Raw genomic sequence first — 20,046 nt, forward strand, 5'->3', positions numbered from 1 at the left:
TCCTACCTTGGCTCATGTTGCTTTCTCAATTAAAAAATGAATTTGAAAACGGGTTAAAAGATGAATTTCCTTCAACTGAGATCCTTTCATTTTTCTATATTCTTACGGAAAAATATCTGGGCATGCGTCGACTGGATATAGCTCTGAATCCTGAACATGAAATTTCGCAAGAAGATCAGCTTAAAATTGAACATGCACTGGAAAGATTAAAAGATCATGAACCCATTCAGTATATAACCGGAAGTACAGAATTCTTTGGAAGAGAATTTTTAGTTAATAAAGACGTACTTATTCCAAGACGGGAAACCGAGGAGCTGGTAGATTGGATCATTTCAGACCACCGGCAGCTGGATAAAAAACTTAAGATCCTGGATATTGGGACCGGTACGGGCTGTATCCCTATAAGTCTGAAAAAAGAATTGAAGAATTCAGAAGTTTTTTCTGTGGATATTTCTTCCGAAGCTTTGCTAATAGCGAAAAGTAATGCCAGTTTAAATGTTGCCGAGGTAATATTCGAAAAGATGAATATTCTGGAAGTTAACACTCTAACTGATAAGTTTGATATCATAGTTTCCAATCCGCCTTATGTAAGAGAACTTGAGAAAAAGGAAATGCATAGAAATGTGGTGGAACACGAACCTAAGCTGGCTTTATACGTGGAAGATGAGAATGCCCTCATCTTTTATAAAAAGATAGCTACACTTGCCAGTGAAGCTTTAAATAAAGGTGGAAGCCTCTATTTTGAGATCAACCAGTATTTATCTGAAGAAACAAAAACTTTGGTGGAGCGATGTGGTTTTGAAGCCGAACTTAAAAAGGATATTTTTGGAAACTACCGTATGTTGAAAGCGATCAAGAAATAAATAATGAGTGAAAAAATGAATAATATTCATAACCTGGCTGTTTTCTGTGCAAGCAGCGATGGAAATGATAAGTTAATCTTTGATACGGCTTATGTTGTGGGAAAGAGAATGGCCGAAGAAAATATAAGATTGGTCTATGGAGGGAGTAAACTTGGTTTAATGGGCCAGGTGGCCAAAGGATTAATGGATCACGGTGGAAAAGCTACTGGCGTGATCCCCGATTTTCTGAAAACAAAGGAGGTGGTACATACAGGGCTGGATAAACTCATTACCACTCAGGATATGCATGAGCGAAAACTTAATATGAATGAACTGAGCGACGCTTTTATATCACTGCCCGGTGGCTTTGGAACTTTTGAAGAACTTTTTGAGATCGTTACCTGGGCACAATTGGGATTGCATAGGAAACCTATTGGACTTTTAAATATCAACGGCTTTTATGATGACCTTATAAATATGTTGAATAAAATGACTTCAAAAGGCCTGTTAAAAAAGGATAATCTGGAAATTCTACTGGTTTCAGATGATTTTGATGAACTTTTAGGTAAGATGAGAAATTTTAAGCCTAAACCTGTTCCGAAATGGATGAATAAAAATCAAACATAGTCATGAAGATCAAAAAGCTTACTATATATAGCAGCAATATCGGAGCCCAGTTAAAGTTCTACAGGGATCGCCTGGATTTTTCGGTGAATAATTATTCTGAAGATAGCTTTGAACTGCAAGTGGGTTATTCGGTGCTGAGATTTGAATATAAAGAAGAAGCCACCCCATATCATATCGCATTTCATATCCCGGACAGGCAGGAAGAAGAAGCAGTGGCGTGGTTAGAGGGGAAAAGAGAAATTCTGGAGTTCAATGATAAGAAAATAGTAGATTTTAGCAACTGGCAGGCGATGTCTGTCTACTTTCATGATAAAGATAAGAACATCATGGAATTTATTTCCAGGAGGGATTTTAGCAAGCCGAAATCAGCCATTTTTGACCCCTCTAATATTGTGGGTCTAGCTGAAATAGGCCTGGCTACGAATGATCTTCAGCAGAAATTTGAGAAGATGAAACTGGAATGTGGTCTGGATAAATTTGATGGCGGCCTGGAGATATTTTGCGCCATTGGAGAAGCTTCCGGACTTATAATTACGATCAATAAGAATGAAAAAGACTGGTTCCCTACTGGAGACAAAGCTTATTCTTCAGATTTTCAGGTGGAATTTGAACATCAGTCAAAGAATTATCAAATGAACTTCAGCAATGATGAGCTGGAAATTTCAGAAATATAAATACCAATAATTTACATGGACGTCGAAAAGAAAATTCAGGGACTTCGCGAGGAACTTCAGCAACATAATTATAATTATTATGTGTTGGATAAACCTCAGATCAGCGATTATGAATTTGATATGAAATTGCAGGAGCTGCAGAAGCTTGAACAAGAGCATCCAGAGTTTGAAGATGCTAATTCACCAACACAGAGAGTAGGCGGGGCGGTTACCAGGAGTTTTGAAACCGTGGTTCATGAAAACAGAATGTATTCCCTTTCAAATTCATATTCCAAAGAAGAACTGGAAGATTGGGAAACGAGGATCAGGAAGATCGTGGAAGGAAAGGTGGAATTTGTTTGTGAATTGAAATATGACGGAGCCTCTATAAGTCTCACCTATGAAGATGGAATGCTAAAGCGTGCAGTAACCCGTGGGGATGGTTTTCAGGGGGATGATGTGTCGAACAATGTAAGGACCATAAGATCTGTTCCCTTGAAATTGAAAGGTGATTTTCCGGAGAAATTTGACATTCGCGGAGAGATCGTTCTGCCTTACGAAGGTTTTGCAAAAATGAATGCGGAAAGAGTTGATATTGGCGAAGAACCCTATGCAAATCCCAGAAATACTGCGTCCGGAAGTTTGAAACTTCAGGATAGCGCGGAGGTTTCCAGGCGTCCGCTGGAATGTCTTTTATATACTATCACAGGAAATAATATCGGGATAGCTTCCCAATTCGAAGGTCTGGAGAAAGCCAGAAAATGGGGTTTCAAGGTGCCTGGGGAATCTGAATTAAAGGGATCTATTGAGGAAGTGTTACAGTATATTAATTACTGGGATGAACATCGTCATGATCTGCCTTACGAGACTGATGGGGTAGTGGTGAAGGTGAACGATTTTCATCAACAGGATGAATTGGGTAATACCGCAAAATCTCCGCGTTGGGCTATAGCTTATAAGTTTAAGGCTGAACAGGAATCAACAAAATTAAATAAGATAACCTACCAGGTTGGCAGGACGGGAGCGATCACGCCAGTGGCCAATCTTGACGCAGTTCATTTAGCGGGAACCGTGGTAAGAAGGGCGTCCCTGCATAATGCAGATCAGATTGAGAAACTGGATGTTCGGGAAGGGGATACCGTTTTCGTGGAAAAAGGAGGCGAGATCATTCCAAAGATTGTGGGAGTTGATTTCACCAAACGAGATCCAGATTCAGACCCCACCCAATACGCGACTCATTGTCCTGAATGTAATACAGAATTGGTTAGAAATGAGGGGGAGGCACAGCATTACTGCCCGAATGTGAATGGTTGTCCGCCACAAATTATAGGTCGTATTCAGCATTATATCTCCAGGAAAGCAATGGATATTGAAGGCCTTGGCGGTGAAACTGTTGCACTTCTTGTGAATGCTGAACTCATTGAGAACTACGCCGATCTTTATACCCTTAAAAAAGAAGACATACTTCCATTAGAGAGAATGGCAGAAAAATCAGCTGAAAATCTTATTAATGGCATTGAGAGATCCAAGGAGATCCCGTTCGAACGGGTACTTTTCGCATTGGGAATAAGATATGTGGGAGAGACCGTAGCTAAAAAGCTGGCGAAACATTTCAAAAGTATAGATGCGCTAATGGCCGCTTCTGAAGAGGAACTGGTAAATCTGGATGAAATTGGCGAACGTATTGCCTGGAGCGTGGTTGATTTCTTTAAAACAGAGGCTAACCGTGAACATGTTGAAAAACTGAAAGAATATGGAATTCAGTTAGAGATCTCTGCAGAAAAACTGGCAAATCAAACCAATATCCTGGAAGGGAATAGCTTTGTGATCTCCGGGGTATTTGAAAAAGTTTCCAGGAATGACCTAAAGAAGCTTATTGAAGATAATGGGGGTAAAGTTTCCAGTTCTATTTCGTCGAAGACCAATTATCTGGTTGCCGGCGACAATATGGGGCCGAGTAAATTAGCCAAGGCTGAAAAGCTGGGAACAACGATTATCAGTGAAGATGATTTTCTTCAAATGCTAGAATAAATTCAGGTAATGAAAAATCTTCTGTTATCCCTATTATCGTTTATGATATTTTCTACAGCAAAGGCCCAGGAAATACCGGAAGGTTTTGTGTATATCGATGAGGTAATCCCGGATGTGGTCTGCGAAATAAGATACGCTGGAGAAAATAACTTTGTAGGAAAGCCGATAACCGGATACGAAAATCCCCGGGCTATCTTAAGTAAACCTGCTGCTAAAGCGCTCGCGAAAGTTCAAAACGAGCTAATTCAAAAAGATTATATGCTCAAGATTTTCGATGCTTACCGACCGCAACGTGCGGTAAACCATTTAATGGAATGGGCCAGAGACGAGGGAGATACCCTAAAAAAAGCGGAATTCTATCCGGAAGTTGCTAAGAAAGATCTTTTTCAGTTAGGCTATATAGCTACCAGATCTGGGCATTCCCGGGGAAGTACCGTAGATCTTACCATGATAAGGGTTTCAGATTGTAAGAATGTAGATATGGGAAGTACGTACGATTTTTTTGGAGAGATCTCCCATCATAATACTTCGCAGATTTCAGAAGATCAGAAAGGGAACAGAGAGCTCCTACGTTTGACAATGCGCAAATATGGTTTCAGATCTTATTCCGAAGAATGGTGGCATTATACTTATAATATGGAGCCTTACCCCAATACTTATTTTGATTTTCCGGTAAAGTAGCTGCTTAGTTTATAGCGATCTTAACTCCGTCAGCTTCAATATTATTTTCTGAATCCAGGTAGAAATCAATCCGGCCTAAATAGATTCCAAAGCAGCCAACCTGATTTACCAGTACTTTTTTACCAGCCTTATTCTTTTCAATAGTTGGTTTTTCCAGAAATGTATGGGTGTGTCCACCAATGATAAGATCGATATTTTCGGTAGCTCTGGCCAGTTTAATATCTGAAACCTTATTACTGCTGGAATATTCATAACCTAAATGAGAAAGGCAGATCACCAGATCACAATTTTCTTCTTCTTTTAAGATTCTCGACCTGTCCGTCGCGATCTCAATGGGATCCAAATACCTGGTTTCTTTATATAGGCTATCATTTACGAGTCCGTTCAATTCAATTCCCAGACCAAAAATTCCAATCTTAACGCCATCCCGAACAAAGGTCTGATAATCTTTTACATGCCCATCCATGATGGTATTGCTAAAATCATAGTTGGAACTTATAAAAGGAAACTTCGCATGCGGTAACTGAGCATAAAGACCGTCTATGCCATTGTCGAAATCATGATTTCCAATGGTAGCCGCATCATATTTAAGCATGCTCATCAATTTGAATTCGAGTTCTCCCCCGTAGAAATTGAAATATGGGGTTCCCTGAAAAATGTCCCCGGCATCTAAAAGAAGCGTATGTGGGTTTTCCTTTCTGATCTTTTCAACCAAAGTCGCTCTTCTGGCTACTCCTCCAAGATTGGCATTTCTCCCTTCATCAGGTCCAAAAGGCTCAATATGACTGTGAACGTCATTGGTGTGTAATATGGTTATATGCTTTTTTGTTTCAGGCCTGAACGATATAGCCGAAAGGCCTCCGATACCTACAAATGCAGTAGCTGCGGCAGTATTATGAATAAATTCTCTTCTTTTCATAAGGCTATTCTTTAATATATCGATCGTCTATTTTGGCTTTGATAGTATCTGTTTTTTTGAAGTAATCTATCATCGCGTTCCTTATCTTATAATCTGCCCCGTAGAGATTTACAGGATCTTTGAAAAAATTCATATTATCTCCGCCATTGACCAGGTAATCTGAAGTAGCGACAAAATAGGTCATATCATCCTCTATCTCTTCTTCATTAATAGTGGCTTTTATAGTCTTATAATTTTTATCGGCCAGGATCTTTATTCCGCTAACGGGATGAGCTGTTTTCGCTTTTTCCAGGTACTTCAGCATTTCTTTGATCTTTTTACCGGTGAGTTCGGCGATCACGATTTCATTTTCAAAAGGCATTATTTGATAAGCTGTTCTTGAAGTAACTTTTCCTGCCGGGATTACCGCTCGAATTCCACCATGATTGAGCAATACCATATCAATGTTTTTGCCGGTTCTTTTTCTAAATACAGGATTGGCCTGGATCAAAACTGCATCGGCCATTAAATTTCCAATTGCTGTATTGAGTTCACCCTCGTTTTTAGATAGTAAACTAGGATTGTAAGCAAGGGCTGAATCCAGCGTGGCATTGAGATGTTCCTTATAAGGACTTATGAATTCAGATATTTGGGAATCTTCCTGAAAGCTGTTATCAACCGCAATACGCTGGGTATCTATTCGGGCAACTTCTGTCTTTTCGGTTTTGCATGAAAGAATAAATACAGTAGAAGCAAGTAAAAGTAATTTGGATAATTTCATAGCCTGAAAATATTCCGCAAATATAAAAAACTAATCCTTTTTACCGGTTTAAACCTGAGACGGTGAACAGGGACTAATTCAACTTTTTGATTGAAACTATATTTTAATTATTCTGAAAATAACCTGTGAAAGTACGGTGAAATTTATTGTTTTTAACGAATTTATTGCCATTGATTAAACAAATCATAATAATTGCCATTTTTTTATATATTTGCGCCACCATTTCTAAATTATGAAACCTAGACAGCTTGCTATTCTAATCTGCCTGCCTTTAATTTTTCTTAATCATTATGCGGTATATAATCATACCCCCTGGCTGGCACATTTAGGGGAAATTTTGATATTTATTCCTTTGATCCTGGGTTTTTCAAAAAAACTGGATTTTAAAAATTTAAATTTATCAGCTTTTCTAGGCCTGAGTATTCTTGCTATCTTGTTGAGCTTCTTTGAAAATGAAGGCTTATTCTATCTGGTCTCGGTTCTCTTAAGAATGGTATCCTACTTCTTTTTGATAAGGGAAGCATTAAAATATACCGAGAGGCAGACCGCTAATAAATTTATGCTGGTATTCTTTTTTTTACTGATAGGCGTGAATGCGTATTTTGTATTTCAGCATTTACAGGAGCTTGAGATATACATGGCCGGAATAATAGAACTTGGATTTTACTCGGCATACTATATAAATCTTTTAGTGCTATCTATAGTAGCCCTCATTTATTATCTTAATTCCTATTCAAGAAAATCTGTCTTTTTCATAATCGTGGTAATGGGTTTGGTGATTTCCGATATATTAAGAGATATGGCTTTTTTCTATCTTCCGGATACAAGTGTGCTTCTCGTGAAAAATTTTCTGAGCATGATAGCTATAATTATGGCTTTCCGGTTTTTTTCTACTAAAGAGAGGAAGTTAAGACTAATAAATCTTGTTTAGTTCTAAGATTTAACAAAAATAATAAAGCTGTTAAATTCCAATATCTATCAATGTTTAGGAGTATATAAACTTCTTTTTTCCTGATAGAAATTATTTACATTTGCGCCACAAAATTTAGAGAATGATCTCTGGAAAGCTGAAAAATATAATCTGTTCGAACAGGATAAAAAGACATTTAAGGAAGGAAGCTTTTTCATCGAATAGAAATTCAGGAAAAATCGGTTTGATAATTGATGCTGAAAATTTTCAATCTAAGAGGGGACTCACAGATCTTTATAAATTGATCGGTATTAAAAAGGAGTCTTTCAAAATCGTGTTTTGTGGCATCCCGGCTGAAATGGCAGATGAGCTGAATGCCGATATTTTGATTCCCAGGGAGGTTTCAATTTCAGGTAAATTTAAAGCTGAAGCAATACGGAATTTTTTACAGGAAGATTTTAGTTTTCTTATCTGTTATTTTTCTGAAAAAAATAAAATTGGATCCCTGCTGGCTGCTGAAGCCAATGCTAACGTGAAAATTGGAAATTCTCCAGATGAATATGAGATCTATGACGTTGAGGTTCAAACAAAAGGTATAGATGTTTTTCAGGAGGAAGTTTTAAAATATATAGAAATCTTAAAAAAGAATAATTGATGGAAGCCTTTATAGGTACGGGAGTAGCACTTATTACTCCATTTAAAGAGGATTTGTCTGTAGATACAGAAGCTTTAAGCAATCTGGTAAAAGATCAGATAGAGAACGGGATAGAATATCTTGTGGTGTTGGGAACCACTGCTGAAAGTGCCACCCTTACCGGTGACGAAAAGGAATTGATAAAAAAGGTGGTAAAAGAGGCCAATGCTGGAAAATTACCTTTAGTTCTCGGTGTTGGAGGAAATAATACCGCCGGATTGGTGGAGGAGCTTAAAACCGCCGATCTTGAGGGATTTGATGCGATACTTTCAGTTTCTCCATATTATAATAAGCCCACCCAGGAGGGCATCTATCGTCATTTTGAAGCGGTTTCAAAAGCATCTCCACTTCCCATAATCATTTATAATGTTCCGGGAAGAACTGCGTCGAATATTTTACCTGAAACGGTAAACAGAATTGCCAGAAATCTGGATAACGTGATTGGCATTAAAGAAGCTGCCGGGGATATTGTCCAGGCTATGAAACTCATAAGCCTGGTTCCAGAAAACTTCATGGTGATCTCGGGTGATGATATGATCACTTTACCCATGACACTTGCGGGGGGAAGAGGCGTGATCTCTGTAATTGGTCAGGGTCTTCCCAAAGAATTTTCAGATATGGTTAGAGCCGGACTTAATGCAGAGGTTTCAAAAGCTTATAAACTGCATTATAGAATTGCTCCTTCCATAGACCTTATTTTTGCCGAAGGAAATCCTGCCGGGATTAAAGCCTTGCTTGCAAAAAAAGGAATGATAAGCAACACATTGAGACTTCCTCTGGTAGAAGCAAGTGAAAATTTACAAAGCAGGATCAACCACTTTGTAGATAATTTCTAGATTATATTTTCATTAAAAGAACTTTCCAGTTACAATAAACTCTTGATTACAGGGTTATTTGAGTAGTTTAGGAAAGTTTTTTTTATAGTAACAAAAAATGTATTTTTGCCAGATGTTTTTACGTATCATGAAAAAAGGAATTCTTGTTATAGGTCTGCTTATGCTAACCATATCCTGTGGTGAATATCAAAAGCTGCTTAAAAGCGAAGAAACTGCTCCCAAATATACGGCAGCAGAAAAATTATATAATGAAGGCAAAAAAGAAGATAGTAATAAAAAGCTTAGAAAAGCTTTAAGGTTACTGGAGCAAATTGAGCCTGAATTTCGTGGTAAACCACAGGGAGAAAGACTTGTTTTTTTACTTGGAGATACGTATTACCAGTTAGGAGATTATTATAATGCTCCTTTTCAGTTTGAAAGATTTTTACAATTGTATCCAACCAGTCAAAAAGCAGAAGAAGCTTCTTACAAATCGGCTGCTTCATACTTTTATCGTTCTCCGCGATACAATCTTGACCAAACAGATACGCGAAAAGCTATTGAGGAACTGCAGGTTTATTTAAATAAATATCCTGAAGGCGAATTCAATGAAGATGCGAATAAAATGGCGACAGAATTACTTATAAAGCTAGAAAAGAAAGCTTACGAGATCGCCAAGCAATATCATCATACAGAATTTTATAAAGCGGCTATCGCTTCTTTTAATAATTTTATTGCAGATTATCCAGGTTCTCCTTTTAGAGAAGCTGCTTATTATTACAGGTTTGATTCAGCATATAAGCTTGCCATTAACAGTTTTGAAGTTTTGATGGAAGAGCGATTGCTGGAATCGAAGGAGTTTTACGAATCTTACAAAAAATACTATCCTGAAGGGGAATACATTCCGCAATTGGAAGATTCTTTATTAGAGATAGATAAACGCTTACAGAATTTTTAATTTTAGGAATGATGGATTTTAAGAAAATTGATGCACCGGTAAACACTACTACTATTAACAGGAATAAAGTAGATGCTCCAACCGGAAATATTTATGAAGCGATCTCAATAGTTGCTAAAAGAGCAGGGCAGATCAATGGTGAAATAAAGAAAGAATTATTGGAGAAGCTTGATGAATTTGCTACTTATAACGATTCTCTGGACGAGATCTTTGAAAATAAGGAGCAGATCGAAGTTTCAAAATTCTACGAAAGATTGCCTAAGCCACAGTCTCTGGCAATTCAGGAATGGTTAGACGACAAGATCTACTACCGTAACACTAAAGAAGATATCCAAGAATAGAATCTGGACTCAAATATGTCTGTACTTAAAGGCAAGAAAGTTTTATTGGGTATTACCGGTGGTATTGCCGCTTTTAAAACAGCCGCGTTAGTACGTTTATTTGTAAAGGCAGGTGTAGATGTTAAAGTAGTAATGACACCTGCTGCTAAAGAATTTATCACTCCGCTTACACTTTCCACGCTTTCTAAGAATGAAGTTTTCTCTTCATTTACAGATGAGGAAGATGAAAACGCAAAATGGAATAATCACGTTGAACTCGGCCTTTGGGCCGATTTCATGCTTATAGCCCCTGCTACAGCCAGTACACTTTCCAAAATGGCTTCGGGCAACAGTGATAATTTTCTACTGGCTACCTATCTCTCAGCTAAATGTCCTGTCTTTTTTGCTCCGGCAATGGATCTGGATATGTACAAACATCCTTCTACCAAAAACAGCTTTCAGAAACTGCAGGAATATGGAAATATCATGATCCCGGCAGGAGATGGAGAACTTGCCAGTGGATTACACGGTGAAGGCAGAATGGCTGAACCTGAAGAGATCATTCGATTTATTGAAAATTATTATTCAGAAGCTCTGCCTTTAAAAGGTAAAAAAATACTCATTACCGCCGGCCCAACATACGAAGCTATAGATCCCGTGCGTTTTATAGGAAATCATTCCAGCGGGAAAATGGGTTATGAAATAGCTGAAGCCGCCATGAAACTTGGTGCAGAAGTTACTTTGATCTCCGGGCCTACGCATTTAAGTATAGATGAAAAAAACATCAATTTGATCAGGGTTACCAGTACCAGGGAAATGTACGAGGCGGCGCATTCAAATTTTGATAATACAGATGTTTTTGTTTCTGCAGCTGCGGTAGCAGACTATAAGCCGAAATTGGTAGCAGATCAAAAAATCAAAAAGAATGAGGAGTCGCTCACTCTGGAATTGACCAAAACTGAAGATATCCTGGCAAGTCTGGGAGAGAAAAAAAGTCATCAGAAGCTTATCGGTTTTGCTTTGGAGACCAATAACGAACTTGAGAATGCAAGAAAAAAGCTCAAAAAGAAGAATCTTGATTTTATTGTTTTAAATTCACTTAACGATAAAGGTGCAGGATTTAAAAGCGATACTAATAAAATAAGTATTATTTACCCGGACAGGAAAAAAGATTTTGACCTTAAAACCAAAAAAGAAGTTGCCGGCGATATTTTAAAGGAGATCATAGAATTATTTGATGCGTAAGATATTTACATTCATACTATTTTTTGTTGGCCTGCAGCTGAGCACTGCGCAGCAACTTAGTTGTGAGGTCATTGTAAATGCTGAACAAACCGGGCAAACCAATCTTTCTGTTTTTAAGACCCTGGAGCGTGCTTTAAATGAATTTGTAAATCAAACCACCTGGACCGACAGGAACTTTCAGAATCACGAACGTATTAACTGTAGTATGTTCATTACCATCAATAATTTTGATGGAGAAAGTTTTAACGGCACTATTCAAGTGCAATCCTCAAGACCTGTATACGGCACTTCGCTTATCACACCTGTTTTTAACTTCAATGACGAACAGTTTGGATTTAGCTACCGGGAGTATCAACCGCTTAATTATAGCCAGAATAATTATACTTCCAATCTAATATCAGTCATTTCCTTTTATGTATACACCATTTTAGGAATGGATGCAGATACTTTTGCTCCTGAAGGCGGAACGGAATACTACGAAGAAGCAAATAGAATTGTAACCAACGCCCAGCAGGGTAATTCCCGGGGATGGAGGGGAGCAGATGGTCAAAGTTCACGATTCAGGTTGAATGCCGATCTACTTGCGAATACCTATATTGAATACAGAACGGCGCTGTACAAATATCATCGTTTAGGCCTGGACGTGATGCATGAAGACGTGCTTGCAGGAAAAGATGCGGTGGCCGAAGCTATAAATGATCTGGAGGTTATGAATAATCGCCGAAACAACTCCTTATTATTAAGAACATTTCTGGATGCAAAAGCAGATGAGATTTCTTCCATTTATTCCGGAGGTCCGGCTTTTGATGAGAGCGCAGCGCTTATAGAATCCCTTAATAATATCGCTCCCAGGTATGCCAGGAACTGGAGAAATATTCAGTAGGTATTTAGGTTGATTTCAATTTTTTTCTCCCGTATATTTAGCACAAATTTTAACCGATTTGCTTACATCTCTTTCTATAAAAAATTACGCCCTCATTGAAGATATCAATATTGGTCTTCTGCCGGGATTTACTATAATAACCGGTGAAACCGGAGCAGGTAAGTCTATCATGCTGGGTGCTTTAGGTCTTCTACTTGGTGACCGGGCTGATTTTGGCTCTATTCGCGATACAGAAAAAAAGTGCGTGATAGAAGGCAGCTTCAGTATTTCAAATTATAAACTTGAAAATTTCTTTAAAAAGGAAGATCTGGATTATGAGCAGCAAAGCAGCATTAGGAGAGAGATCCTTCCTTCTGGAAAATCAAGGGCTTTTATAAATGATACTCCGGTTAAAATTACCGCCCTTCAAAAACTGGGAACATACCTTATAGATATTCATAGTCAGCATGAGACATTAAGTCTTGGAAATGCAGATTATCAATTCAATGTAATTGATACTATCGCTAAGAATGAATCGGTCATCTTGCAGTATAAGAAAGAATTAAAGGATTATAAAGTGCTGCTGAATCGTTTTGAAGAACTTAAAGAACAACAAAGTCAGGCAGCTAAAGAATATGATTATAATTTATTTCTGCTGAATGAGCTTGAGGAAGCCAATTTAAAGGGGGGAATGCTGGAGGAGCTGGAAGAGCGTTATGAAGAGCTGAACAATGTGGAAGAACTTACCGAAAACCTGAGTTCGGCGATAAATTTATTGCAGCAGGAAGAAGTAGGGAGCCTGGAGAGTTTGAAAGCGGTAAGGTTAAATCTTTCGAAAATCGCCAAATTTTCGGCGAATTACGAGAATTTTCATGAGCGTATTCAAAGTGCAATTATAGAATTGGACGATCTTGAAGCTGAAATGACTGATGCCCTGGATAGGGTGGAAGCGAACCCGGAAGAGCTGGAAACAGTGAACCAGAAACTTCAGCTTATCTATAACCTTCAGAAAAAGCACAATGCTGAAAATGTGGAAGAACTTCTGGAAATTATAAGTTCACTTCAGGAAAAAGTTTCAGTAACAGAGAATGCTGAATCTGCTCTAACTGAAATTCAGGCCGCGATCAAAGAACAGGAAAACCTCATAGGCCGAACAGCCAATAAACTTCATCATAACAGGGAGAAGATCATCCCTGCGTTTATAGAACAGAGCGAACAGATATTGAAAGATCTGGGTATGCCCAATGCCCGGTTGAATATTGAACTGGAGCAGGGAACAGAATTCCTGGCCAATGGCCGGGATAAACTGGAATGGTATCTGGCAGCGAATAAGGGCGGCAGTTTTAAGGAGATCAAAAAGGCGGCTTCAGGAGGGGAATTATCCAGAATCATGCTTGCGGTAAAGAGTATCCTGGCGGCACAAAGCAATTTGCCTACCATCATTTTTGACGAGATAGATACAGGGGTTTCCGGGGAGATCGCTAAAAAGATGGGCGAGATCCTTCAAAAAATGGGAGTTAATATGCAGGTGATCGCTATAACACACCTGCCCCAAATTGCCGGAAAAGGGGCGACCCATTTTAAGATCTTTAAAGAAGATAATGAGGTCGCCACCCAAACCAAGATCGTGAAATTGGAGGAAAATGAGCGTATAGAAGAACTGGCACTTATGCTGGGAGGGAATACCAAAAGCGATTCAGCCAGGGCTCATGCAAAAGCATTACTGAATTAAAAGGGGTGAAAAGTGAAAGGTGAAGAGTGAAGAGTGAAAAGTTATAAAGAAAACTTTCTACTGTACGATGAAATTTTTATTTTCTGATAACTGATAACTGATAACTGATAACTGATAACTGGCGGGTCAATTCCAACAACTTTGCTATATTTACAGGCTTAACAACCACAAAATAAAAATCACATGTCATATAACCTGCTTAAAGGTAAAAGAGGAATCATTTTTGGAGCTTTAGATGAGAATTCTATTGCCTGGAAAACAGCTGAAAAAGTTAAAGAAGAAGGTGGAACATTTGTTCTGACAAATGCACCTATTGCCATGAGAATGGGAAGTATTAAGGATCTTGCTGAAAAAACCGGATCAGAGATCATTCCTGCCGATGCCACTAAAGTTGAAGACCTTGAGAATCTTGTAGAAAAGGCTGTGGAGATCCTGGGAGGAAAGATAGATTTCGTGCTTCATTCCATCGGGATGTCTGTTAACGTGAGAAAAGGGAATCACTATACAGATATGAACTATGATTATACTACTAAAGGCTGGGATGTTTCAGCCGTTTCTTTCCACAAGACCATGCAGGTTCTTTACAAAAAGGATGCGATGAATGAGTGGGGAAGTATAGTAGCCCTTAGTTATATGGCGGCTCAGAGAGTATTTCCAGATTATAACGATATGGCAGATAACAAAGCTTATCTGGAATCTATTGCACGTAGTTTTGGATATTTCTTCGGAAAAGACAAAAAAGTAAGAGTGAACACTATTTCTCAGTCACCAACTCCAACTACTGCCGGACAGGGAGTTAAAGGTTTTGACGGTTTTATCGCTTTTGCTGAAAAAATGTCTCCGCTAGGAAATGCTACGGCTGAAGAATGTGCAAACTATACGTTGACCTTATTCTCAGATCTTACCAAAAAAGTGACTTTGCAAAACTTATTCCATGATGGTGGATTCTCCAATACAGGAGTTAGCCAGGAGGTGATGGAAAAGTTTACCGAGGACGAAGACTAGAAATTATTTATATTTTACTGCCGGAAAACTGTATCTTAATAGATCAGATTTCGGCAGTTTTCTTTTTTAATCCCTTTACATGCAACCAGAATATTCCTTTGTAATTCCGGTATATAACCGTCCTGATGAGATCAGGGAGCTGCTGGAAAGTATGAGGAAACTTATTTCAAAGGTTTCTTTTGAGGTTGTAATTGTAGAAGATGGCTCCAGTATAAGAGCTGATGAGGTCGTGAGAAACTTTTCAGAAGATCTCAATATTAGTTATTACTACAAGTCTAATTCCGGTCCCGGGGATTCCAGGAATTACGGTATGAAAAAAGCGAAAGCCAATTATTACCTGATCCTGGATTCAGATGTTATCCTTCCGGAAAATTACCTAATGGAGGTAAATAATTTTCTTTCCACGAGCTATTGCGACTGTTTTGGTGGTCCAGATGCCGCGCATGCTTCTTTTAGCGATGTACAAAAAGCTATAGATTATACCATGACCTCTTTTTTTACCACCGGTGGAATTCGAGGAGGCAAGAAAGCCGTGAACGAATTTCAGCCGCGTAGCTTTAATATGGGAATTAGTAAAAAGGCATTTGAGGCGAGTAATGGATTTGGTCAAATTCATCCCGGTGAAGATCCTGATCTTAGCCTGAGATTAAAAAAAGCCGGCTTTAAGATCTGCCTTATACCCGAAGCAAAAGTTTTTCATAAGCGAAGAATAGACTGGGATAAATTCTATACCCAGGTTAAGAAATTTGGGCTGGTAAGGCCTGTTTTAAATAAATGGCATCCCGGTTCTGCAAAGATCACCTATTGGTTCCCGACACTTTTTATACTGGGTTTCCTGTTTTCAGTCCTGGTCGCTTTACTTGGTGGGTGGTTCTTTATGGGCTGTTATTTAATTTATTTTTTAATTATTGGCATAGATGCTGCGATAAAAAATAAAAGTATTTATATTGGGTTACTCGCAATAAGGGCGGTATGTGTTCAGTTTTCAGGATATGGGATCGGATTTTTAATTTCCACCTTTAAAATATTCCTTCTGAAGCGACAGCCGGAAAAAGAGTTTCCGCAGTTATTTTTTAAAAAAGAGAGCAGTGCTTAGAAAACCAAGATTTAAAAGGACCAGCGTAAAAACATTTAGTTTTTTTCTGATTTTCTCTGCCATAGTCTGGGTGCTGGTACAGTTCTCCAAAACCTATACACAGCTTATCGAGATTCCTGTAAATTATGTAAATACTCCCCTGGATAAAAGTATTTCAGATGAACGTCCAGATCATGTGGACCTTCAGTTACAGGATAACGGATTCAATATTTATTATTATAAGTTCTTTAATCCGCAACTTAAAATAGATCTTTCCAAAGCCAGGGAAACAGAGAATGAACTCGTTTACAGTCTTCAGAATCATCTCACCGAGATCGAGCAACAGCTAAAGATAGATTTTGAAAATTCCCGAATCATTCAAAATGAGATCGTGGTTCCTTTTCAGTTCAAAAAAGAGAAGATGCTCAAGGTGATCCCTAATATCGAGGTGAATTATGCGGTGGGTTATTCTTCAGATGATCCTGTAAAATTAACTCCAGATTCGGTTAAGGTGAGCGGGCCAGAGAAGATAATAGACAGTATGTTAAGCGTGCCTACCAAAACTATCAAATTAAATAAGGTGAATACAGACCTGGATGGGAATGTGGCTATAGATACCTCTGGACTTGGAGCTTTGAGTTTCTATGATAACAGCGTTAAGTATACTCAGAAAGTAGAGAAATTTACCGAGGGAAGCGTGGAGATAGCAGTGGAGGTAATAAATGTGCCGGAAGATCTAAACCTGGCCTATTTTCCGAAGACCATAGTGGTATATTATCAGGTGAACCTGAAAAATTTTGAGAACGTAAGTCCGGCAGATTTCAGACTAGTTTGTGATTATAAAAATATAAATGAAGGGGATGACTATATGATCGCCCAGCTGGTGGAGAAACCTGGCTTTATTCATAATATCAGATTAAATGAACGCAGGATCCAATTTGTTATAAAACGATGAAAGTTGTAGGCTTAACCGGGGGGATTGGAAGTGGAAAGACTACCGTAGCTGGTTTCTTCAAGGAGCTGAATATTCCCATTTATATTGCTGATGAAGCGGGAAAAAGACTGATGAATACTTCTTCTGAAATTCGTCAGGAAATTATTGCTCTTTTTGGGGAAGAGGCATACCAGGATACTTTGCCTGATCGAAAATTTATTGCCTCAAAAGTTTTTAATGACAAGGATCTTCTTTCCAAACTCAATAAAATTATACACCCCGCCGTGGAAAAGGATTTTAAAACCTGGCTTAAAGATCAATCTTCAGAATATGTGATTTATGAAGCCGCTATCCTCTTCGAGACCGGGGGCTACAAGAAGTGTGACTTCAGTATTCTGGTAACTGCTCCACAAAAGTTAAGAATTGATCGACTTCAAAAAAGAGATAACAGCTCTGTAGAAGAAATTAAGGAGCGAATGAACAACCAATGGAATGATGTGAAAAAATCCCAGATGGCCGATTTCCTAATAAATAACAAGGAATTAGCCCAAACAAAACTACAGGTTGAACATATACATCACCAAATCTTAAAAGCAGGTAAAAATTCTTAGAAGTTCTGTTAACATTTGGTTAAACACTTTAATGTCTAAATGTTAAAATCTTACTTTTGACCGCATGAATAAGAAGCTTTTTGTACTTCTGGTTGCTCTTATGAGTTTGTCCCTAATCGGCATTATTTTCGTGCAGGGCTACTGGATCAAAAGCACTATAGATGATAGAGAACAGCAGTTTTCTTACAATGCCAAGCAGTTATTATTAAATGTTTCTGAAGAAATTCAGAACAGGGAATTCGAGCAATATTATTTTCAGTTTAAAAATCCTGACAGTCTAAATAGTAAGCTTAGTGACAGGACTTTAACCGAGTATTTTTACACGAATAGGAATGAAAAAAGGAATGAAACCTATTTTAATTCTGAAATAATTCTTGAAGAGGATTATAAGGTTTCGTCAGGCTTTTTACAATTCGCCAAGGATAGTATTCAGTTTACCAAAATGATCAATAAACGGGTAACTGATATTGTAAAGAATAACCAGCTTGACGGAAATAATTTAAGTGCCCGGCAGCGAATAGAACATATAGAACGCATCTCCCGTATGGAAGAGGTGGAAAAGGATATTTTACGTTCAGCTATCTCAGAATTAGTAGTAAGAATGCCGGTTCATAGGAGAGTTACAAAAGAGGATATCAATGAACTGGTAAGTGAGGAACTGAAAGAAAGAAATCTTGAGACAGGATTTGAGTTTGGAATTTACAGTAATTCTATAGCTACAGGAATTCATTCTGAAAATTTTAGTCTGGATCATCCTGCTACCTATGCGGTGCCTTTGTTTATGGATAGTGCCGGAAATAGCGAGTATCAATTACTGGTGAATTTTACCAATAAGAAAGAAGCGGTGCTATCTTCAGTGATCCTTATGGCATCACTGTCTATTATCTTTACCCTGATCATCGTGATCGCATATTCAAGTGCACTTTCACAGCTGATCAAGCAAAGACAGATATCACAGATAAAGACCGATTTTATTAATAATATGACCCATGAGTTCAAAACACCTATCGCCACCATTAACCTGGCTTTAGATGCTATTAAGAATCCTAAGGTGATAGAAGACCAGTCTAAGGTTTCCCGCTATCTGCAAATGATAAGGGATGAAAATAAGAGAATGCATGCCCAGGTAGAGAATGTATTGCGAATCTCAAAACTGGAGAAAAATGAACTCGACCTTAAAAAGGAAAGACATCAGCTGCACGATATTATTAATGATGCCGTGTCGCATGTTGAATTGATAGTTGAAGATCGGGGCGGGTATATTCAGACGCATTTTGGAGCTTTACGCTCTTCAATTTTAGCGAATCAGGATCATTTTACGAATGTGATCGTAAATATTCTGGATAACGGGATTAAGTACTCAGAAGATGCACCTAAAATAGATATTTACACCACGAATGTAAAGAACTATATCTGTTGTGAAATAAGGGACCAGGGAGTGGGAATGACCAAACTGGTTCAGAAAAAAATATTTGAAAAATTTTACCGCGAACATACAGGAGATATTCATAATGTAAAAGGTCACGGATTAGGTCTGGCTTATGCCCGGCAGATCGTGGAAGACCATCATGGAGAGATCACTGTAAGAAGCGAAAAAGGAAAAGGAAGTACCTTTAGTATTAAACTACCACTAATATCTTAAACATATGGAAACTGAAAACAAAAAAATTTTATTAGTAGAGGATGATCCGAATTTCGGAACTGTCCTTAAAGATTACCTCGCGATGAACGATTACGAGGTAACCCACGCAAAGAACGGAATGGAAGGATTCGAAAAGTTCAAAAAAGACGATTTCGATCTTTGTATCCTGGATGTCATGATGCCTTATAAGGACGGGTTTACCTTGGCTAAGGAAATACGTGATAAGAACGAGGAAGTGCCAATTATCTTTTTAACGGCAAAAGCCATGAAAGAAGATGTTCTTAAGGGATATAAAGTTGGGGCAGATGATTACCTGAACAAACCTTTTGATTCTGAAGTTCTTTTAATGAAGATCAAGGCTATCATGCAGCGTAAGGCTACAGATAGCGTGGCAGACTCTAAGCAGTTTGAATTCGAGATCGGTGATTTTCACCTGAATTCCAAGCTTAGATTCCTTACTTTCAGAGATGAGGAACCACAAAAACTGTCTCCAAAAGAGAACGAATTACTTAGGTTACTTGCTTTACACGAGAACGATTTGATGCCAAGAGAACTGGCATTAACCAAGATCTGGAGAGACGACAATTACTTCACTTCAAGAAGTATGGACGTGTATATCGCCAAACTTAGAAAATACCTGAAAAAAGACGAGAACGTGGAGATCCTGAATATCCACGGTGAAGGCTTTAGACTTGTAGTTAAGAACAAGGAAGAGACCGAAGCTTAAAAA

The 20,046-nt window shown here is 38.3% G+C and carries 21 protein-coding genes; 19 read left to right on the forward strand and 2 right to left on the reverse strand.

All coding sequences use genetic code 11. The features are described from left to right. Window positions 1-14: 14 nt before the first annotated feature. Genes prmC through LGQ90_RS00150 form a run of 5 tightly spaced genes read left to right on the forward strand, consistent with a single transcriptional unit; the run spans window position 15 to window position 4,834 of the window. Window positions 15-863, forward strand: coding sequence for a peptide chain release factor N(5)-glutamine methyltransferase (gene prmC / locus LGQ90_RS00130; protein ID WP_229336872.1), 849 nt, complete (start codon window positions 15-17; stop codon window positions 861-863). A 3-nt stretch (window positions 864-866) separates the two neighbouring features. Further along, a complete protein-coding gene (locus tag LGQ90_RS00135) occupies window positions 867-1,469 on the forward strand; it encodes an LOG family protein (protein ID WP_229336874.1) in 603 nt (200 codons plus the stop codon). A 2-nt stretch (window positions 1,470-1,471) separates the two neighbouring features. Then, complete coding sequence (locus tag LGQ90_RS00140) at window positions 1,472-2,143, forward strand: VOC family protein (RefSeq protein ID WP_229336876.1); 672 nt, start codon at window positions 1,472-1,474, stop codon at window positions 2,141-2,143. A 15-nt stretch (window positions 2,144-2,158) separates the two neighbouring features. Further along, complete coding sequence (gene ligA, locus LGQ90_RS00145) at window positions 2,159-4,153, forward strand: NAD-dependent DNA ligase LigA (protein ID WP_229336878.1); 1,995 nt, start codon at window positions 2,159-2,161, stop codon at window positions 4,151-4,153. A gap of 9 nt (window positions 4,154-4,162) precedes the next feature. Continuing rightward, a complete protein-coding gene (locus tag LGQ90_RS00150; RefSeq protein WP_229336880.1) occupies window positions 4,163-4,834 on the forward strand; it encodes a M15 family metallopeptidase in 672 nt (223 codons plus the stop codon). A gap of 4 nt (window positions 4,835-4,838) precedes the next feature. On the opposite strand, the gene LGQ90_RS00155 is transcribed toward LGQ90_RS00150, so the two are convergent. Continuing rightward, window positions 4,839-5,753, reverse strand: a complete 915-nt coding sequence (locus LGQ90_RS00155; protein ID WP_229336882.1) for a metallophosphatase — start codon at window positions 5,751-5,753, stop codon at window positions 4,839-4,841. A 4-nt stretch (window positions 5,754-5,757) separates the two neighbouring features. Next, window positions 5,758-6,513 carry a 5'-nucleotidase C-terminal domain-containing protein gene (locus tag LGQ90_RS00160; protein ID WP_229336884.1) on the reverse strand — a complete coding sequence of 252 codons (756 nt, stop codon included), beginning with the start codon at window positions 6,511-6,513 and terminating at the stop codon, window positions 5,758-5,760. 232 nt (window positions 6,514-6,745) lie between these two features. Between LGQ90_RS00160 and LGQ90_RS00165 the strand changes: the two genes are divergently transcribed. The 14 genes from LGQ90_RS00165 to LGQ90_RS00230 all read left to right on the forward strand — a co-directional run bounded on the left by LGQ90_RS00165 (window position 6,746) and on the right by LGQ90_RS00230 (window position 20,043). Further along, entirely contained in the window at window positions 6,746-7,444 is a 699-nt protein-coding gene (locus tag LGQ90_RS00165; RefSeq protein ID WP_229336886.1) for a hypothetical protein, read from the forward strand. A 121-nt stretch (window positions 7,445-7,565) separates the two neighbouring features. Next, complete coding sequence (locus LGQ90_RS00170; protein WP_229336888.1) at window positions 7,566-8,078, forward strand: DUF6913 domain-containing protein; 513 nt, start codon at window positions 7,566-7,568, stop codon at window positions 8,076-8,078. Further along, window positions 8,078-8,953 (forward strand): 4-hydroxy-tetrahydrodipicolinate synthase, encoded by an 876-nt coding sequence (dapA, locus tag LGQ90_RS00175; protein ID WP_229336890.1) that lies wholly within the window; start codon window positions 8,078-8,080, stop codon window positions 8,951-8,953. The genes LGQ90_RS00170 and dapA overlap by 1 nt, the downstream gene beginning before the upstream one ends. A 112-nt stretch (window positions 8,954-9,065) precedes the next feature. Then, on the forward strand, window positions 9,066-9,890 hold the full coding sequence (locus tag LGQ90_RS00180; RefSeq protein ID WP_229336892.1) for an outer membrane protein assembly factor BamD: 825 nt from the start codon (window positions 9,066-9,068) through the stop codon (window positions 9,888-9,890). 11 nt (window positions 9,891-9,901) lie between these two features. Then, a complete protein-coding gene (locus LGQ90_RS00185) occupies window positions 9,902-10,231 on the forward strand; it encodes a DNA-directed RNA polymerase subunit omega (protein ID WP_229338510.1) in 330 nt (109 codons plus the stop codon). Window positions 10,232-10,246: 15 nt separating this feature from the next. Beyond that, window positions 10,247-11,455 (forward strand): bifunctional phosphopantothenoylcysteine decarboxylase/phosphopantothenate--cysteine ligase CoaBC, encoded by a 1,209-nt coding sequence (coaBC, locus tag LGQ90_RS00190; RefSeq protein ID WP_229336894.1) that lies wholly within the window; start codon window positions 10,247-10,249, stop codon window positions 11,453-11,455. Beyond that, window positions 11,448-12,338, forward strand: coding sequence for a type IX secretion system protein PorD (porD, locus tag LGQ90_RS00195; protein ID WP_229336896.1), 891 nt, complete (start codon window positions 11,448-11,450; stop codon window positions 12,336-12,338). The genes coaBC and porD overlap by 8 nt, the downstream gene beginning before the upstream one ends. Before the next feature lie 58 nt (window positions 12,339-12,396). Then, window positions 12,397-14,049, forward strand: a complete 1,653-nt coding sequence (recN, locus tag LGQ90_RS00200) for a DNA repair protein RecN (RefSeq protein WP_229336898.1) — start codon at window positions 12,397-12,399, stop codon at window positions 14,047-14,049. Between the two features lie 183 nt (window positions 14,050-14,232). Then, complete coding sequence (locus LGQ90_RS00205) at window positions 14,233-15,054, forward strand: enoyl-ACP reductase FabI (RefSeq protein WP_229336900.1); 822 nt, start codon at window positions 14,233-14,235, stop codon at window positions 15,052-15,054. 79 nt (window positions 15,055-15,133) lie between these two features. Continuing rightward, entirely contained in the window at window positions 15,134-16,150 is a 1,017-nt protein-coding gene (locus LGQ90_RS00210) for a glycosyltransferase family 2 protein (protein ID WP_229336902.1), read from the forward strand. Next, window positions 16,143-17,084 carry a YbbR-like domain-containing protein gene (locus LGQ90_RS00215; RefSeq protein WP_229336904.1) on the forward strand — a complete coding sequence of 314 codons (942 nt, stop codon included), beginning with the start codon at window positions 16,143-16,145 and terminating at the stop codon, window positions 17,082-17,084. The genes LGQ90_RS00210 and LGQ90_RS00215 overlap by 8 nt, the downstream gene beginning before the upstream one ends. Beyond that, window positions 17,081-17,674, forward strand: a complete 594-nt coding sequence (gene coaE, locus LGQ90_RS00220; RefSeq protein WP_229336906.1) for a dephospho-CoA kinase — start codon at window positions 17,081-17,083, stop codon at window positions 17,672-17,674. Before LGQ90_RS00215 ends, coaE begins: the two co-directional genes overlap by 4 nt. Before the next feature lie 64 nt (window positions 17,675-17,738). After that, entirely contained in the window at window positions 17,739-19,316 is a 1,578-nt protein-coding gene (locus LGQ90_RS00225) for a sensor histidine kinase (RefSeq protein ID WP_229336908.1), read from the forward strand. A 4-nt stretch (window positions 19,317-19,320) separates the two neighbouring features. Further along, window positions 19,321-20,043, forward strand: a complete 723-nt coding sequence (locus LGQ90_RS00230) for a response regulator transcription factor (RefSeq protein ID WP_089665180.1) — start codon at window positions 19,321-19,323, stop codon at window positions 20,041-20,043. Window positions 20,044-20,046: the final 3 nt, after the last annotated feature.

This window comes from Christiangramia sediminis (assembly GCF_020552705.1).
Taxonomy (GTDB): domain Bacteria; phylum Bacteroidota; class Bacteroidia; order Flavobacteriales; family Flavobacteriaceae; genus Christiangramia; species Christiangramia sediminis.

Excerpts from the sequence above, each read along its gene's own strand:
- coaBC (WP_229336894.1), top strand. The coding sequence starts at position 10,247 with ATGTCTGTACTTAAAGGCAAGAAAGTTTTATTGGGTATTACCGGTGGT.
- LGQ90_RS00170 (WP_229336888.1), top strand. The coding sequence starts at position 7,566 with ATGATCTCTGGAAAGCTGAAAAATATAATCTGTTCGAACAGGATAAAA.
- porD (WP_229336896.1), top strand. The coding sequence starts at position 11,448 with ATGCGTAAGATATTTACATTCATACTATTTTTTGTTGGCCTGCAGCTG.
- LGQ90_RS00185 (WP_229338510.1), top strand. The coding sequence starts at position 9,902 with ATGGATTTTAAGAAAATTGATGCACCGGTAAACACTACTACTATTAAC.
- prmC (WP_229336872.1), top strand. The coding sequence starts at position 15 with ATGTTGCTTTCTCAATTAAAAAATGAATTTGAAAACGGGTTAAAAGAT.
- LGQ90_RS00155 (WP_229336882.1), bottom strand. The coding sequence starts at position 5,753 with ATGAAAAGAAGAGAATTTATTCATAATACTGCCGCAGCTACTGCATTT.
- LGQ90_RS00150 (WP_229336880.1), top strand. The coding sequence starts at position 4,163 with ATGAAAAATCTTCTGTTATCCCTATTATCGTTTATGATATTTTCTACA.
- LGQ90_RS00225 (WP_229336908.1), top strand. The coding sequence starts at position 17,739 with ATGAATAAGAAGCTTTTTGTACTTCTGGTTGCTCTTATGAGTTTGTCC.
- LGQ90_RS00135 (WP_229336874.1), top strand. The coding sequence starts at position 867 with ATGAGTGAAAAAATGAATAATATTCATAACCTGGCTGTTTTCTGTGCA.
- coaE (WP_229336906.1), top strand. The coding sequence starts at position 17,081 with ATGAAAGTTGTAGGCTTAACCGGGGGGATTGGAAGTGGAAAGACTACC.
- LGQ90_RS00140 (WP_229336876.1), top strand. The coding sequence starts at position 1,472 with ATGAAGATCAAAAAGCTTACTATATATAGCAGCAATATCGGAGCCCAG.
- ligA (WP_229336878.1), top strand. The coding sequence starts at position 2,159 with ATGGACGTCGAAAAGAAAATTCAGGGACTTCGCGAGGAACTTCAGCAA.
- LGQ90_RS00210 (WP_229336902.1), top strand. The coding sequence starts at position 15,134 with ATGCAACCAGAATATTCCTTTGTAATTCCGGTATATAACCGTCCTGAT.
- dapA (WP_229336890.1), top strand. The coding sequence starts at position 8,078 with ATGGAAGCCTTTATAGGTACGGGAGTAGCACTTATTACTCCATTTAAA.
- LGQ90_RS00180 (WP_229336892.1), top strand. The coding sequence starts at position 9,066 with ATGTTTTTACGTATCATGAAAAAAGGAATTCTTGTTATAGGTCTGCTT.
- LGQ90_RS00205 (WP_229336900.1), top strand. The coding sequence starts at position 14,233 with ATGTCATATAACCTGCTTAAAGGTAAAAGAGGAATCATTTTTGGAGCT.
- LGQ90_RS00230 (WP_089665180.1), top strand. The coding sequence starts at position 19,321 with ATGGAAACTGAAAACAAAAAAATTTTATTAGTAGAGGATGATCCGAAT.
- LGQ90_RS00160 (WP_229336884.1), bottom strand. The coding sequence starts at position 6,513 with ATGAAATTATCCAAATTACTTTTACTTGCTTCTACTGTATTTATTCTT.
- LGQ90_RS00165 (WP_229336886.1), top strand. The coding sequence starts at position 6,746 with ATGAAACCTAGACAGCTTGCTATTCTAATCTGCCTGCCTTTAATTTTT.